The sequence below is a fragment of the Nonomuraea antri genome (assembly GCF_013283785.1).
Taxonomy (GTDB): domain Bacteria; phylum Actinomycetota; class Actinomycetes; order Streptosporangiales; family Streptosporangiaceae; genus Nonomuraea; species Nonomuraea antri.
In genome coordinates this window covers 14,837-30,387 of the sequence record NZ_JABCPZ010000129.1, presented here as the reverse complement: position 1 = coordinate 30,387, position 15,551 = coordinate 14,837, and the positions used below count along the sequence as shown (strand labels likewise).

At 72.1% G+C, this 15,551-nt stretch carries 14 protein-coding genes; 7 read left to right on the top strand and 7 right to left on the bottom strand.

All coding sequences use genetic code 11. The features are described from left to right. On the bottom strand, positions 1–1,246 hold a 1,246-nt coding region (locus tag HII36_RS33490), incomplete at its 3' end, for a hypothetical protein (protein WP_217370283.1). A 232-nt stretch (positions 1,247–1,478) separates the two neighbouring features. On the opposite strand from HII36_RS33490, the gene HII36_RS33485 reads away from it, so the two are divergent. Then, positions 1,479–1,808: a hypothetical protein gene (locus HII36_RS33485; protein WP_173527307.1), complete on the top strand. Its 330-nt coding sequence runs from the start codon at positions 1,479–1,481 to the stop codon at positions 1,806–1,808. 16 nt (positions 1,809–1,824) lie between these two features. Here the strand turns inward: HII36_RS33485 and HII36_RS58145 are convergent, their stop codons facing one another. Genes HII36_RS58145 through HII36_RS33460 form a run of 6 tightly spaced genes read right to left on the bottom strand, consistent with a single transcriptional unit; the run spans position 1,825 to position 6,880 of the window. After that, positions 1,825–1,947, bottom strand: coding sequence for a hypothetical protein (locus HII36_RS58145; protein WP_268959671.1), 123 nt, complete (start codon positions 1,945–1,947; stop codon positions 1,825–1,827). Next, positions 1,944–3,104, bottom strand: coding sequence for an alpha/beta hydrolase family protein (locus tag HII36_RS33480; protein WP_173527306.1), 1,161 nt, complete (start codon positions 3,102–3,104; stop codon positions 1,944–1,946). Before HII36_RS33480 ends, HII36_RS58145 begins: the two co-directional genes overlap by 4 nt. An 11-nt stretch (positions 3,105–3,115) precedes the next feature. Then, complete coding sequence (locus HII36_RS33475) at positions 3,116–4,549, bottom strand: S41 family peptidase (RefSeq protein WP_173527305.1); 1,434 nt, start codon at positions 4,547–4,549, stop codon at positions 3,116–3,118. Continuing rightward, positions 4,546–5,604: an ABC-2 transporter permease gene (locus HII36_RS33470; protein WP_173527304.1), complete on the bottom strand. Its 1,059-nt coding sequence runs from the start codon at positions 5,602–5,604 to the stop codon at positions 4,546–4,548. Before HII36_RS33470 ends, HII36_RS33475 begins: the two co-directional genes overlap by 4 nt. Beyond that, a complete protein-coding gene (locus HII36_RS33465; protein WP_173527303.1) occupies positions 5,601–6,491 on the bottom strand; it encodes an ABC transporter ATP-binding protein in 891 nt (296 codons plus the stop codon). Before HII36_RS33465 ends, HII36_RS33470 begins: the two co-directional genes overlap by 4 nt. Continuing rightward, entirely contained in the window at positions 6,488–6,880 is a 393-nt protein-coding gene (locus HII36_RS33460) for a GntR family transcriptional regulator (RefSeq protein WP_173527302.1), read from the bottom strand. The genes HII36_RS33465 and HII36_RS33460 overlap by 4 nt, the downstream gene beginning before the upstream one ends. Positions 6,881–7,084: 204 nt before the next feature. Here HII36_RS33460 and HII36_RS33455 point away from each other — a divergent pair, with 204 nt between their 5' ends. From HII36_RS33455 to HII36_RS33430, 6 genes are all read left to right on the top strand, one after another. Then, positions 7,085–8,113 (top strand): LacI family DNA-binding transcriptional regulator, encoded by a 1,029-nt coding sequence (locus HII36_RS33455; protein ID WP_217370282.1) that lies wholly within the window; start codon positions 7,085–7,087, stop codon positions 8,111–8,113. Positions 8,114–8,168: 55 nt separating this feature from the next. Beyond that, on the top strand, positions 8,169–9,692 hold the full coding sequence (locus tag HII36_RS33450; protein ID WP_173527300.1) for an ABC transporter substrate-binding protein: 1,524 nt from the start codon (positions 8,169–8,171) through the stop codon (positions 9,690–9,692). A gap of 6 nt (positions 9,693–9,698) precedes the next feature. After that, the gene (locus tag HII36_RS33445; protein ID WP_173527299.1) at positions 9,699–10,688 is read left to right on the top strand and encodes a carbohydrate ABC transporter permease; all 990 of its coding nucleotides are present in this window, start codon (positions 9,699–9,701) and stop codon (positions 10,686–10,688) included. Then, entirely contained in the window at positions 10,685–11,542 is an 858-nt protein-coding gene (locus tag HII36_RS33440) for a carbohydrate ABC transporter permease (RefSeq protein WP_173527298.1), read from the top strand. The genes HII36_RS33445 and HII36_RS33440 overlap by 4 nt, the downstream gene beginning before the upstream one ends. Before the next feature lie 68 nt (positions 11,543–11,610). After that, positions 11,611–13,995, top strand: coding sequence for a glycoside hydrolase family 2 protein (locus HII36_RS33435; RefSeq protein ID WP_173527297.1), 2,385 nt, complete (start codon positions 11,611–11,613; stop codon positions 13,993–13,995). Between the two features lie 12 nt (positions 13,996–14,007). Further along, complete coding sequence (locus HII36_RS33430) at positions 14,008–15,534, top strand: beta-N-acetylhexosaminidase (protein ID WP_328808002.1); 1,527 nt, start codon at positions 14,008–14,010, stop codon at positions 15,532–15,534. The last annotated feature ends 17 nt before the right edge of the window (positions 15,535–15,551 follow it).

Genomic DNA, 15,551 nt, shown 5'->3' with positions numbered 1-15,551 from the left:
GCTCCTTGCTCGTCCTGACCGGCTCGGGGGCCTCGTCCGACGGCTCCGGGTCGGCCGGCTCGGGGTTCGTGGGCTGCTGGTCGGACGGCTGCTGGTTCGACGGCTGCGGGCGGGGCGTCTTGGGCTTGGGGGTGCTGGACGGGCCGGGGACGTCCGAGTCGTCCTTGTCCACGCCGTGCATCCGGCCCTCGGGGTCGATCACCACGGCCTTGTCGCCGTTCTCGTCGTTGGCCCAGAGCAGGCCGTCCTTGACGAACACGGTCACCGGCCCGGGCCGCCTGGCCACCTGCAGGGTCGTCGGGTGCCCGCCGGCCGCGCTGTCCCAGACGATCACCGAGCCGGTGCTCCTGTCCGGCACGTACACCTTGGCGCCGAGCACCTGCGGCACGCCCAGCGCGGTGGGGTCGCTGACGGCGAACTTGGTGCTCAGCACCGCGTTCGAGGCCGTGTCGAGCACCACGAGCAGCCCGGACGCGCCGGGCGCGAGAATCGGCACCAGCGGCCCGTCGGTCGCCGCCGGGGTGAGCACGCCGCCCCGGCCGGCCTGGGCCACGCCCTTCGGCAGGACGATCTGGCCGCGCCCGCCGTCGGCGCCGATGACCGTCGCGACGGCTGCCCTGGTGTTGACCACCACCGGCACGGCGCCGGCGATCGTCACGGCCAGTTCCTCACCCGGCTCGCCCACCTTGACCGCGGCCTCCGCCACGCCCGCCGAGATCGGGACCACCTCGCCCCTGGCCGTCACCGGCACCCACAGCCGCCCGCCGCCGTCCAGCCTGGCCGCGCCCAGCGGGCCGGGCAGGGTGACGGCCGCGCCGAGGGTGTTGAGCGTGGCCGGGTCGATCCGCTGCACCCGCCCGGACGCCGGGTCGACCGCGTAACCGGACGTGCCCGAGATGACCAGTTGCAGCCCGGCCGTCGCGAAGTCACGCGTCTGCGCGACGTCGAGCTGGCTCGGCTCGATCCGGCTGACGTGGCCGGTGCGCTGGTCGACGAGCAGCACGTTGGAGCCGTCCTGGACGACCTGCAGATGCGTGCCCGCCTTGTCGAGATACCCGTCGACCTGGCCCGACAGGCCGTTGACGTGCACGACCTTTCCCCTGTTCGAGGCCAGCAGCCAGGCGCCCACGTCGGCCAGTTTCGGGTTCGTCCCGGCCACCCCCACGCCCAGCCAGGCCGCCACGGCGACCAGGGCGATCGTGACCACGCCGGCCCCCACCGCCGTGGCCTTGTCCCCCCGGATCAAGCGGATGCGCAATCCTCACTCACCCCGTAAGCACCATTACTTGGTTTTTGTCCCCGGATTACCGGCCACACCCTAACAGCCGGGGATGTCAAAAACCGCGTACTGCCTGGTAAGCAGCGGAAGGGCAGCCGGTTGTAACCGCATGACTCCTTTCCGTGATGACGCCTGCTGGGCTAGACAGAAGTGCGCCCTCGACCGAGGGCTCGACCCTGGTGAGAAGAGGAAGAGCTTCGTGCGTCCCCGATCTTTCCTGCCCCTCCTCCTGACGGCCGCCGTCCTCACCCCGGCCCCCGCCCACGCCGCCCCCGACCCCGACGACGGCCGTTACGTCGGCCCGGGCGAGGGCGGCGGCGTGCGCATCGTCTGCGTGGTCGGCTGGAGCAAGGAGTACACCTGGACCGAGAAGGCCTGGATGCGCAACGACTGCACCAGGACGAAGAAGGCCAGGGTGCGCTGGGCCTGGGGACTCGACGGCGCCTGCCACACCCTGAAACCGGGCCGGACCGCGTCCAGCACGGTGCCGAGCTGGCCCCGCGAGTACGACGGCATCATCGCCTGCTGAGCACGATCCGCCGGCCTCAGGTCTGCGGGTCGTAGCCGGTCAGGCCACACTCGGCGGCCAGCTCGGCGATGGCGGGGACCCGGTCCGTCATGCTCCACGGCAGCGTCAGCAGCAGGCACCGCGAGAGGTCGTAGCTCATCCGGTCACTCCCGCGCAGGCCGCGGGGCAGAGCTTGGCCTCGGGGTGGCGGGCGGACGGCGCGTCCAGGATGGGCTGCGGCCGCGACCGCAGGTGCTGGTCCAGGAAGGCCGCCACGTACGTGCGGGTGAGCTCGGCGGCGCGCGCCCCCGACAGCGCGCCGGCGACCGGTCGGACGCCGAGGGCGTCGGCGAGCAGCGCCCCGTCGGTGAACGACTGATGTTCCGCACCCGTGAGCACGAGCCAGCGCTTCCACCCGTCCAGCAGCTTCCAGTCGCGGTCCCACGACTGGTCGCGGCCCCCGGGGACGTGCGGCGACGCGCCGATGAACATGAACGGCCGGGTGAAACCGGTCTCGGGGATCCTGGCGTAGGTGGTGCCGTCCATGTCGATCCCGGCGCGCACGCGCGGGTCCGCGACCATGGCCGCCACGGCGCTCGCCCCGCCGATCGACTGGCCGACCATCGCGATCCTGGCGCGGTCGATGCGGCCGGCGCCGTCCCAGATCGCGGGCAGCCGGTCCAGCACGAACGACACGTCGGCCGCCCGGACCCGCACCAGCCCGCTGCCGAAGCCGGGGTCGGTGTCGCTGTCGCAGGCCAGGCACTCGGCGACCCGCCCGCCGGGGAAGGTCGTGGCGTAGCTCTCGTAGGTGTGGTCGATCCCGGCGACCACGTAACCGCGGCTGGCCAGGTCCTCGGCGAGCGAGGTGAGCGTGCTCACCGGCTTGGTGAAACCGGGGGAGAGCACCACCAGGGGGAGCCGGCGTCCGGTGGGCTCGGCGTCGGTGACGGCGTTCGTCCGGGTCCGGCTCAGGAGGTCGAACGGCACGCCCGCGATCCGCGAGCCCTTGATGGTGAGCTCCGACTCCTTGGGCGTCATGTACGCCGCCCGCCGCCCCTCGCCCCGCTCGGCCGGGTACCACAGGGTGACCTTGAGCTCCCTGGCGGCCACGTCGAGGTTCCACGGGTCGGGGCGCGAGGCGTCCTTCAGATACCGGACGGTGGTGCCGACCGGATGGTCGCCGGTGGGCGCGGGCAGCGTGATCGGGGTCGGGGTCGGCCGTGGCGGGGCGGCCGAGCGCGGCGGGACGGGCGCCGAGCAGGCCGACGCGGTGAGGACGGCCAGCCCCACGGCGAGCATCCGGAACTGTCTCATGGGCTGTCCCTTCACTTCCGCAGCAGGGTCAGGGCCTTGGCCAGGACGGGATCCCGCCCGGCCGCCGCGTCGCGCGGCGTCAGGAGCACGTGGTGGTCGGGCGGAACCCCGATCCTGTCGATCACCTCGCGGTCGGGTCCCAGGTGGTGCCTGGCCGGGAAGCTCAGCGTGGTGTTGTTGTTCAGCAGGTACGGCTGGGCCGGCCCGGAGATCACGCCGGCCGTCCTGGTGCCGACCAGCAGGCCGGCGCGCAGGTCCTTGACGGCCGAGCTGACGTGCTCGCACGCCGAGGCGCACCCGCGATCGATGAGCACGACCAGCGGCAGGTTCAGCAGCGGGACGGTGTCGTCGGTCCGCGAGACCTCGCAGCGGGCGTCCACCGTGCACTGGTAGGCGGTGACCTTGTCGTGGGCGAACGCGCTCACCAGCCGCACCGCCTCGGTGGGGCTGCCGCCGCCGTTGCCGCGCAGGTCCAGCACGAGGCCGCGGAGCGTGCGGCCGGTCCGCAGCCTGGCGACGGCCTTGAGCACCCGGTCGGCCGCGTCGGGGGTGAACCCGGCCAGCCGCACGTAGGCGACGTCGTCGTCCAGCAGTTTCGACTGCACGACCTGGAGCGAGGCGAGGTCCCGCTGGTAGAGGCCGGGCCGGAGCGTCACGTTCCAGCGGCGGCCGGTGCTCTGGCGCAGCAGCCGCAGCCGGACCGGGCGCGCCTCCGGATAACGCGGGTAGAGCGCGGCGATCGCGGCGGTGCCCGCGCCGTCGATGAACGGCGCGGAGCCGTTGATCGACTCGATGACGTCGCCGGGACGCAGCCCGGCCGCCTGCGCCGCGCCGCCCCGGACGGCGGTGACGAACAGCGGCCCGAGCGCCGTGCCCATGTCGCCTTCCGCCTGCGCGCCGCTGACGTTCGCCTGCAGGCCCAGGCCGTAGCCGTCGCCGTCGTAGTAGCCGGGAGGCCGTCGCGGGGCGCGCGCCCAGCGGGCGTGGTCGTCGCCGAGCGCGGCCACCATGGCCTCGAGGGTGACGATGGCCAGCCGTTCACGCAGGTCGGGGACCTGGTCGGTGGTCCTGCGGTGGACGGTCTCGAAGGCGGCCCAGTCGGCCTTCCTGTCGCCGGTGAGCGCCGGCATGGTGGCGTCGGGCACGTCGCGTCCGCCGCGGGTGAGCTCCCGGGTCATGGCCACGAATCCGGCGGTCAGCAGCGTGCGGGCGTCCAGCGTGGCGCCGCTGTAGTAGTTGCCCAGGATGCAGAAGTACGCCTGCTCGATCACGTCGATCGTGGTGGGCGTCTCGGCCGCCGGTGGGCCCTTCGGCGACGTGCAGACCGTGCTCGCCCCCTCGTTCGCCTGGCCGCGCGGCGGCGTCGGCGCCGTGCAGGCGGCGAGCAGGAGGAGGGCGAGCCCGGCCGTCGCGGCCTTGACGCCGGGCGAGCGGGACGCCGTCATGACACGCGCCTGCGGATCCACCAGAAGCAGAACCAGGTGAGCGCGAGCGTGAGCAGGGCGTAGATCCCGGACTCGATCCACTGGAAGGGCCAGAAGCGCTCCAGCGGATGGTAGGTCGCCAGCTGCCGGTAGCCGTGCCGGTTGATCTCGGTCAGGCACAGTTCGCCGCCGCCGGGCCCGCCCGTTCCCTGCGGCGCGCAGGGCCCGGACGTGGTGGAGATCTGGACGGTGGCGGGCTGTCCCTCGGTGGCGATGACGCGTCCGGACGGGTCGCGCAGCGCGCTGCCCAGCACCCAGGCGCCCGCGTGGTCGGGGACGGTGGATCGCAGGTGTATCTGCGGCCGCCCGTCGCCGCCCCTGGGCACGCCGAAGCCCTCCACGTTCCCCGGGCCGAGCTCGAAGGCCGCCACGACCGGCGGCATCAGGTGCGGACGCACCAGCAGCGGCATGCCGAGCTGCAGCGCGGTGAAGACGGCCAGCGTGAGCGCCATGGCGAGCAGCGTGCGGCGCACCATCATGCCGAGCGTCACGCCCAGCACGAAGGCGAAGGCGGCGTAGGCGATGGGCGCGATGCCGCGCGCGCCGAAGATGAGGGGGTCCATCACCGCGAAGCCCGCCTGGGCCGACTTGTCCAGGGGGTCGGACCACCAGGTCACCGCGAGCCCGCACAGGCCGGCCGCGGCCATGACGACCAGGCCGATGAGCCCGAGCTTGGCCGCCAGCCAGCGGCGGCGGGTGATGCCCTGGTTCCACACCATCAGGTGTGTGCCCGCCTCCAGCTCACGGGTGAGCAGCGGCGCCCCCCAGAACAGGCCGAGCAGCGCGGGCAGCACCAGCACGACGAGGCTGACCGCCATGAACGGGGTGTGGTACTCGTCGAAGAACCGGTCGAAGAAGCGGCCGCAGGTGTCGTTGGGCGTGCAGTCGGCGAGCCCGGCGGCGTACTGGTCGGCCAGTCCGGGGCCGGTCAGCGCCAGGGCGGCGGCGAGCACCACGAGCACGGCGGCCATCATCGCGGCCGAGCCGCGGAACTGACGCCAGGTGAGCCAGATCATCGCCGCACCTCCAGGGCGACCTCGCGGGGGTCCGCGGTGCGCTGTTCCATGTAGGCCAGGACGAGGTCCTCCAGGCCGAGCCGGGTGACCGTCCAGGCGGGGTCGTGGATGGGGGAGTCGGTGCGGATCACGTACGTGCTCTGCCTGTCGGTGTGGCGGGCGGAGATCACGTGCTGGTCGGCGGGCAGCCGGTCGGGGTCGCGGCGCGGCCCGGACAGCCGGTAGTGGGTGGCCAGCAGCCGGTCGGTCTCCCCGGCGATCCGCACCCGCGAGTCGACGAGCACGACCAGGAAGTCGCAGACCCGTTCCAGGTCGGAGACCAGGTGGGAGGAGAGCACCACGCTCAGCTGGCGCTCGGCGGTGGCCTCCATCAGCCCCTGCAGGAACTCGCGCCTGGCCAGCGGGTCGAGCGAGGCCACCGGTTCGTCCAGGATCAGCAGATCGGGCCGCTTGGCCAGGCCGAGGGTGAGCGCGAGCTGGGCGCGCTGGCCGCCCGACAGCTTGCCCGCGCGCTGCTTGGGCACGAGGCCGAGCCTGGCGATGCGGTCACCGGCCATGGCGGCGTCCCACTGCAGGTTGAGCCGCGCTCCTAATCGCAGGTGGTCGGCGACGGTCAGCCCGGCGTAGACGGGGGTGTCCTGGGCGACGAACCCGACCCTGGCCAGTTGCGCGGGCGTGCTGCCCGGCCGGCCGCCGAGCACGGTGATGTCGCCGGCCGACGGTTCGAGCTGGCCGCTGGCCAGTTTCAGCAGCGTGGTCTTGCCGGCTCCGTTGGGACCGACCAAGCCCACGACATGGCCGGCCGGGATGTCGAGCCCGCACTCGCGCAGCGCCCAGCGTTTGCCGTATTTCCTGCCCAGTCCCTGGGCCTGCAGGACAGAAGTCACGCTATGTCCTCCTGAGCGGTGGTCCGAAAGGTGGTCATGAACAGGGCCTCGATGCTCTCGTCGTCGAGGCCGGCCCGGCGGGCCTTGGCCAGCCAGCGCTGCAGCTCCAGCCGCAGCGGGCCGTGCGCGGCCAGGGAGGTGTCGGTGAGCGTCGCCGTCACGAACGTCCCCACCCCCGGCCGGGCGGCCACCAGGCCCTCGTGCTCGAGTTCCCGGTAGGCCTTGAGCACGGTGTTGGCGTTGATCGCCAGGTGTGCCACGACCTCCTTGACGGTCGGCAGCTGGTCGCCCTCGCGCAGCAGGCCGAGCCGCAGCGCGTGGCGCACTTGCTGAACCAGTTGCAGGTAGGGCGAGAGACCCGACTTGGCGTCCAGATGGAACTCGATCACGGATTTTCTCCATACATCTAGTGTCCTAGTACTTTAGATAGTCCCATGTATGGAGTGCGTAAGGAAGTGCGCCCGCGCCTGGGGGCGGGAGCGTAGGCGGGGATGACAACGATGTCAACGGTTGACATGGTCCGATCTCTGCGACTACTAAATGCATTAAGTAACCCGTTGAGAGGTCGGAGAAGCATGGGCGAGCCAGGAGATGTGTCCCCGGAGACCCTGGGAACTCCTCCGACGATTGCCGATGTCGCCCGGCTGGCCGGAGTGTCGAAGGGCGCCGTCTCGCTGGCGCTCAACGACAAGCCCGGCGTGAGCGAGGAGACCCGGCGGCGCGTCAAGCAGGTCGCCGAGCGGCTCAACTGGCGGCCCAGCATCCACGCCAGGGCGATGCTCCGCTCCCGGGCGTTCGCCGTCGGGCTGGTGCTGGCCAGGGACACCAGGCACCTGGCCGTCGACCCGTTCTTCGCCGGGTTCCTCGGCGGTGTGGAGAGCGTGCTCGCCGGCAGCGGTTCGGTGCTGGTCCTGCAGGTCGTCGGCGACGACCCGGAGAAGGAGGCCGACGGCTACCGGCGGCTGGTGCGCGAACGCCGCATCGACGGCGCCTTCCTGCTGGACATCCGCGACGGCGACCAGCGTCCCGCGCTGCTGCCCGAGCTCGGGCTGCCCGCCGTGGCGGTCGGCCCGGCCGGGACCGACTGCGGCCAGGTCCCCGTGGTGGGCATCCGCGACGGCGACGGCATCGCCGCCGCGGTCGGCCACCTGGTGGAACTGGGCCACCAGAAGATCGCTTTCGTCGAGGGGGCGCCCGCCTACCGGCATTCCACGTCCCGGCTCGACGCCTGGCGCCAGGCCATGCGTTCCCACGGCCTGGCCGCCGACCTGCACGACGCCGGGCACTTCACCGGCGAGGGCGGCGCGGCCGCGACCCGGCGGCTGCTGCGCGGCCGGCCCACCGCCGTCATCTACGCCAGCGACCTGATGGCCATCGCCGGCATGTCCGTGGCCAGGGAAGCCGGGCTGGAGATCCCCGGCGACCTGTCCGTCACCGGATTCGACGACAACCCCGAGGCGGCGCACCTGCACCCGCCGCTGACCACCGTCAGGCAGGACCCGGTGGCGGTCGGCGCGGTCGCGGCCGAAGTGCTCCTGGCCCAGATCGACGGGCGGCGGGTCACGCCGCGATCGCCGGCGCCCCGGCTGATCGTGCGCGCCTCCACCGCGCCCCCGCGCTGACACCTCATCCCTACCAGCGGATCCCCCCACCCCCACCAGCGGTAAGGAACGACGCATGTCCGATCACCGTACGTTCGCCATGTCCAGACGCGGTTTCCTGAGCGGCGTCGCCGGCTTCGGCGGCCTGGCCGCGCTGGCGGCCTGCAGCCCCGGCGGCGGCGCCGCGGACCCGACGCGGAGCGCGGCCCAGGGCGGCGGCAAGCAGGCGGCCATCACCCACTGGGACAAGTGGGTCTCCCAGGAGCCCTGGGTGAAGAAGGAGATCGAGCTCTTCCAGGCCGCCAACCCCGGCATCACGATCCAGCGCACCCAGCAGGCCAGCGGCAACCTGGAGAACCTGCTCGACCTGGCCGCGCGCGGCGGCAACCTGCCCGACGTGTTCATGGTGGCCCAGGACCGGCTGGACGAGCACATCCAGGCCGGCCACGTGCTGGACCTGTCCAAGTACGCCACGCTGGAGTGGCAGAAGACCTTCCCCGCCTACTCCTTCGTGGAGGGCGTCAACGCCGCCGACGGCAAGATCTACTCGGCGCCGTTCGACGGGCACGCCACCGACGTGCAGCTCTACCTCAACAACCAGGTCTTCAAGGACGCCGGCCTGGTCGAGGCCGACGGCAGCGTCAAGATCCCCAAGAACTGGAACGACGTCACGCTGTTCGCCGAGCAGATCACCAAGAAGGGCAACGGGAGCGTGCACGGCCTGGGCTTCGGCAACAGCGCCTTCCCGATCATCCCCTGGTGGGTGAACTTCTTCGTCAACGGCTCGGGCACCCCGTGCACGCTGCCGTCGAGCACCCCGGGCGGCCTCGACCCGCGCACCGGCAAGTTCACCCTCCGCACCGAGCGCCCCTACCTGGACTTCCTCGCGCTCTTCCTGGAATGGCGCGACAAGGGCTACATCTTCCCGCAATCGCTCAGCGTCGACGACGAGATCTCCCGCCAGCACTTCGCCCGCGGCAAGTTCGGCATGATCGTCGGCGGCGTGTGGAACCAGCCCGGCTGGACCGACCTCGGCTTCACCGACTACACGACGGTCACCATGGTTCCGCAGGACGGGCAGCGCAAGAGCTTCTTCTACCGCGGCGCGGGCTCGGTGCACCTGGCCATCTCCGCCACCGCCAAGAACCCCGACCAGGCGTGGCAGTGGTTCCAGTGGTGGCACGGCAAGGACGCCGCCGCCAGGTTCGTGCAGGAGCTCAAGGGCGGCGTGTCGATCCACCCCGAGGCCAACGACCCCAGCAAGATCGACTTCGCGCCGTTCGCCCAGTTCGTGGCCGGCGCCGAGCTCGTGCTGCCCGGCCCGCAGCCGTCGCTGCGCAACCCGGCCACCATCCACGTCGTGCCCAAGCCCGTCACGCCCAGCTTCGAGGACATCTGCACCGGCCTGTACACCGGCCAGATCAAGGACATGCGCGCCGCGCTGGACAAGCTGGCCGAGGACCTGGAGAAGGAGTTCGTCAAGGCGCTGGAGAAGGCCAAGAAGGACGGCCACCAGGTCAGCAGGGACGACTACGTCTTCGCCGACTGGGACCTCACCAAGCCGTACAAGTGGGACATCCCCGAGTACCTCGGCGCCTGAGCCTCGATGCCGACCACTCAGCTCACCCGGGCCCGCGTGCCGGGCCCGGCCGCACCGCCGCCGCGCGGCCGCCCGCTGTGGCGGCGCGTGCGGGCCAACGGCTGGTCCTACGCGTACCTGCTGCCGTTCGCGGTGCTCACCGGCGCCTTCACGGTCTACCCGATCTTCGCCTCGCTCGGCTACACCTTCTACGACTGGGACGGCATCGGTGAACCGACCGACTTCGTCGGCCTGGCCAACTTCCAGGCGGTGGCAGCCGACGGCTACTTCTGGAACTCGCTGGCCAACGCCGCCGTGTACACGATCGTCCTGGTGCCGATCCAGCTCGTCCTGGCGCTGGCCCTGGCACTGGTGCTGAACGACCCGAAGCTGCGCGGCTCCACGTTCTACCGGGCGATCTACTTCCTGCCCGCGGTCACCTCGATCGCGATCGTGGGCATCGTGCTGAAGCTGATGCTGGCCAACTTCGGCGACGCCCTCAGCGAGCCGCTGACCGGGCTCGGCCTGATCGACCGGCCGCTGCAGTTCCTCGGCGACCCCGACACGGTGTTGTGGACGGTCATCGTCATCGGCATCTGGAACACCCTCGGCTACAACCTGATCTACTTCCTGGCCGGGCTGCAGACCATCCCGAAGGACCTGTACGAGGCCGCCCAGCTCGACGGCGCCGGCCGGATCGCCAGATTCCGGCACGTCACCGTCCCCGGGCTGCGCAACGTCGGGGTGGTGATCCTGTTCCTGGCGATCATCGGCAGTTTGCAGGTCTTCGACCTGGTCATGGTGCTGACCGGCGGCGGGCCGTTCTTCGCCTCCGACGTCGTCAACACCTACGTCTACCGCCAGGCGTTCGGCCAGGTGGGCACCGGCACGGTGACCGAGCCGGACATCGGGCTGGCCTCGGCGGCGTCGTTCTTCTTCGGGCTGCTCCTGCTCGTGCTCACGGCCGGTCAGCTGCTGGCGATCAGGAAACTCCGGGCACGTAAGGAGCGCGCATGAACGCCACGGGCGTCGCCACCGCCTTCACCAGGGGGCCCGCCCGCCGGGCGATGACCCACATCCTGCTGCTCGGTTTCGGGTTCGCCTACCTCTACCCGTTCCTGTGGGCGGTCGGCAGCTCGCTGAAGAGCAAGCTCGACTTCCTCGACAGCGGGCTGGGCCTGCTCCCGCCGGCGCCGCGCTGGGAGAACTACGCCGAGGCGTGGCAGGAGGCGAGCTTCGGCACGTACTTCATGAACACCCTGTTCATCTCGGTCATCAGCGTGTTCCTCACCCTGCTGTTCACCGCGATGGCCGGGTTCGCGCTGGCCAGGACCGCGTTCCCGGGCAAGAAGATCGTGATCGGCGTCATCATGGTCACGTTCCTGCTGCCGCACGGGTACACGATCATCCCGGTCTTCGACCTGGTGAACGCGCTCGGGCTGCTCAACACGCTGTGGTCGGTGATCCTCGTCCAGGTCGGCGGCGGCCTGGTGTTCGGCACGTTCATGTTCATGGCCTACTTCGCCACCATGCCGCGCGAGCTGGAGGAGGCGGCGCGGGTGGACGGCGCCGGGTTCAACACGCTGTTCTTCCGGGTGATGCTGCCGCTGTCCAAGCCGATGGCGGCCACGCTCGGGCTGTTCACGTTCATCAGCTCGTGGAACAACTTCTTCCTGCCGCTGGTGTTCACGCTGGGCAAGCCGGAACTGCGCACGGTCGGCGTGGGCCTGTACGCCTTCACCAACCAGACCACCACCAACTGGACGCTGCTGTGCGCCGGGGCGATCATCTCGCTCGCCCCGATCGTGATCGTGTTCGTCGTCGCCCAGCGCTACATCGTCGAGGCCATCGCCGGGGCGGTGAAGGCATGAGGCCGCCCGCGGCCGCCCGCGCGCGCTGAACCGACGAGCGCGCGCGTAGTGATCCATCAGAAGGAGACATGGTGTCATTGCAGATTCCCCTGGCCACCGGGTGGACGGTTCGTCCGGACTCGCCCAGCCCACTGCCCGACGGGACGGTGGTGGAGGCCCGGGTGCCGGGGTGCGTGCACACCGATCTGCTGGCGGCCGGGCTGGTGCCCGACCCGTTCCTGGACGACAACGAGCGGAAACTGGCCTGGGCCGGCCGCACGGACTGGCTGTACCGGACGGAGCTGCCCGCGCTCGACGACGCCTACGAACGCACCGACCTGGTCTTCGACGGGCTGGACACGGTGGCCGAGATCCGGCTCGGCGACCGGCTGCTCGGCCGCACCCGCAACATGCACCGGTCGTACCGGTTCGACGTGACCGGCGCGAGCGGGCCGCTGTCCGTGCGGTTCACCTCGGCGTACACCGAGGCCGAGTCGGTGCGCAAGGAGGTGGGCGACCGGCCCACCACCTACACCGAGCCGTTCAACTTCGTCCGCAAGATGGCCAGCTCGTTCGGCTGGGACTGGGGCCCGACCCTGGTCACGGCCGGCCTGTGGCGGCCGGTGCGGCTGGAGCGGTGGAACGTGGCCAGGCTGGCGCGGGTGCGGCCGCTGGTGACCGTCCACGACGGCGACGGACGGGTGGAGCTGCGCCTGGACCTGGAACGGGCCGCCGGTGACGTGCCGCTGGAGGTGCGGGTCAGGGTCGGCGACGCGGTCGCGGCGGCGACCGTCGAAGGCGACCAGGCCGTGGTGGTCGTGCCCGTGCCACGCCCCCGCCTGTGGTGGCCGCGCGGCTACGGCGAACAGCCGCTGTACGACTGCGTGGTCACGCTCTCCGCCGGCGGCCACGAGCTCGACCGGTGGGAACGCAGGATCGGCTTCCGCACGATCGAGCTCGACACCGCCGCCGACGCGCACGGCAGCGCGTTCACCCTGGTCGTCAACGGGGAGCCGATCTTCGCCAGGGGCGTCAACTGGATCCCCGACGACGTCTTCCCCAGCCGCGTCACGCCGGAACGCTACCGGCGCAGGCTCGCCCAGGCGGCCGCGGCCAACGTCGACCTGGTCCGGGTGTGGGGCGGCGGCATCTACGAGGACGAGGCGTTCTACGACGCCTGCGACGAGCTCGGCCTGCTGGTCTGGCAGGACTTCCTGTTCGCCTGCGGCGCCTACAGCGAGGAGGAGCCGCTGCGCGGCGAGATCGACGCCGAGGCCCGCGAGAACGTGGCCAGGCTCATGCCGCACCCCTCCCTGGCGGTGTGGAACGGCAACAACGAGAACCTGTGGGGCTTTCGCGACTGGGGCTGGGAGGAGAAGCTGGCCGGCGCGTCCTGGGGCGAGGGCTACTACCTCGGCCTGCTGCCCAGGATCGTCGCCGACACCGACCCGACCCGCCCGTACTGGCCGGGCAGCCCCTGGTCGGGCTCGTGGCGCCGGCACCCTAACGACCCCGCCCACGGCACCACCCACTCCTGGACGGTGTGGAACGAGCGCGACTACGCCGACTACCTGCTCGACGTGCCCAGGTTCGTGGCCGAGTTCGGCTGGCAGGCCCCGCCCGCCTGGGCGACGCTGGAGCGCGCGCTGTCCGACCGCCGTCATCTGGAGCACCACCAGAAGGCCGCGGACGGCGCGGGCAAGCTGGCCCGCGGCCTGGCCCGCCACTTCGGCCCGCCGGACTCCTTCGCCGACTGGCACCACCTCACGCAGGTGGTGCAGGCCCGCGCGATCGCGGCCGGCATCGAGCACTGGCGCGCGCACTGGCCGGTCTGCGCGGGCACGATCGTCTGGCAGCTCAACGACTGCTGGCCGGTGATCTCCTGGTCGGCCATCGACGGCGACGCCCGCCTCAAACCGCTCTACTTCGAGCTGCGCCGCGTGTACGCCGACCGGCTGCTCACCCTGGCCGAGAACCGCGTGTCGGTGGTCAACCAGGCCGCCACGCCCTGGTCGGGCACGCTGCGGGTGCTGCGGGCGGACGCCGGCGGCCGCGTGCTGGCCGAGGCCGAGCTGCCGTTCAACGCCGCGCCGCGCACGGTGGCCACGCTGGACCTGCCCGCCGGCCTGGCCACCGCCGGCGACGTCACCCGCGAGTTCTGGACGGCCGCCGCCGACGGCCTGCGGGCCTGGCGGTTCGCCTGCCCCGACCGCGACTTCGCCTACCCGGAACCCCGCATGGACGTCGAGGTCACCCCGGCCGACGGCGGCTGCGCGGTGACCGTCACCGCCCGCACCCTGATCCGCGACCTGTACCTGCACGCCGACCGGCTGCACCCCGAGGCCACCGCCGACCAGGGACTGACCACCCTGCTGCCCGGCGAGCGCCACACGATCAACGTGCGCGGCTGGGCCGGCGACCCGGCCGAGCTCGACGCAGCCCTGCGGCACGTCCACCCCCGTCGATCCGCCTGACCTGGAGTCATCGTGCATCTCGTCCCCCGTCCCGCCCGCCTGACCAGCACGCCGGGCGCCTGGTCGCTGACCGAGACCACCGGCCTCGTCGCGGGACCCGCCGAGGCGGGCGCCGCCGAACTGCTGCGCGAGCTGGTCGGCCGGCCCGCCGGCGCCAAGCTGGCCCCGGCCGCCGAGCCCGGCCCCGGCGCCATCGAGCTGCGGGCCGATCCGGCGCTCGCCGATGAGGAGTACCGCGTCTCGGTCTCCGCGCGCGGGGTGGTGCTCACCGGCGGCGGCCGGGGGCTCACGCTCGCCGTCCAGACGTTGCGCCAGCTCCTGCCCGCGGAGATCTTCGCCGCCGCCCCGGCCGGGGGAGTGGCGTGGGCGGTGCCGTACGTGGAGATCGAGGACGCGCCCCGCTTCCGCTGGCGCGGCGTGATGCTGGACGTGGCCCGCCACTGGTACCCGGTGGAGTTCCTGCACCGGATGGTCGACCTGGCCGCGTTGCACAAGCTCAACGTCGTCCACCTGCACCTGACCGACGACCAGGGCTGGCGCATGGAGATCGAGCGCTACCCGCGCCTGACCGAGGTGGGCGCGTGGCGGGCCGAGTCGATGCTCGGCCACTACACCGAGGGCCGCTTCGACGGCGTCCCGCACGGCGGCTTCTACCCCAAGCAGGAGCTGCGCGACCTGGTGGCGCACGCGCTGACCAGGGGCGTCACGCTGGTGCCCGAGATCGACCTGCCCGGCCACATGCGTGCCGCCATCGCCGCACACCCCGAGCTGGGCGACGACCCGGAGCGCGCGCTGCCGGTGGCCACCGAGTGGGGCGTGCACGAGCAGGTGCTGAACGTCAGCGAGGAGACCGTCGCGTTCTTCCACCACGTGCTGGAGGAGGTGATCGAGGTCTTCCCGAGCGAGTGGATCCACATCGGCGGCGACGAGTGCCCCAAACGCGAATGGGAGGAGTCGCCCCGCGCCCAGGCCCGCATGCGCGAACTCGGCCTGCCCGACGCCGACGCGCTGCAGAGCTGGTTCATCGGCCGGATGACCGCCTTCCTGGCTGAACGCGGCCGGCGGGCGATCGGCTGGGACGAGATCCTGCAGGGCGGCCTCGCCCCGGGCGCGACCGTGATGTCCTGGCGCGGCGAGGAGGGCGGCGCCGAGGCGGCCAGGGCCGGGCACGACGCGGTGATGTGCCCGCACACGCACACCTACTTCGACTACTACCAGGCCGGGCCCGAAGGCGAGCCGCTGGCCATCGGCGGCCTGACCGGCCTGGAGCAGGTCTACGCCTACCGCCCGGTCCCCGCCGGGCTCGACGCGGCGGCCGCCGGGCACATCCTCGGCACGCAGGCGCAGCTCTGGAGCGAGTACCTGCCCACCTCCGCGCACGTGGAGTACATGGCCTTTCCCCGGCTGTGCGCCCTGGCCGAGGTGGCCTGGGGCACGGCGGGCGAGTACGCGGAGTTCGGCGAGCGCCTGCGCGGCCACCTGGAGCGCCTGGACCGGCTCGGCGTCGGCTACCGGCGCGATGCCCCGTCCCGGCCCTGACGGGGCATCGCGCCACG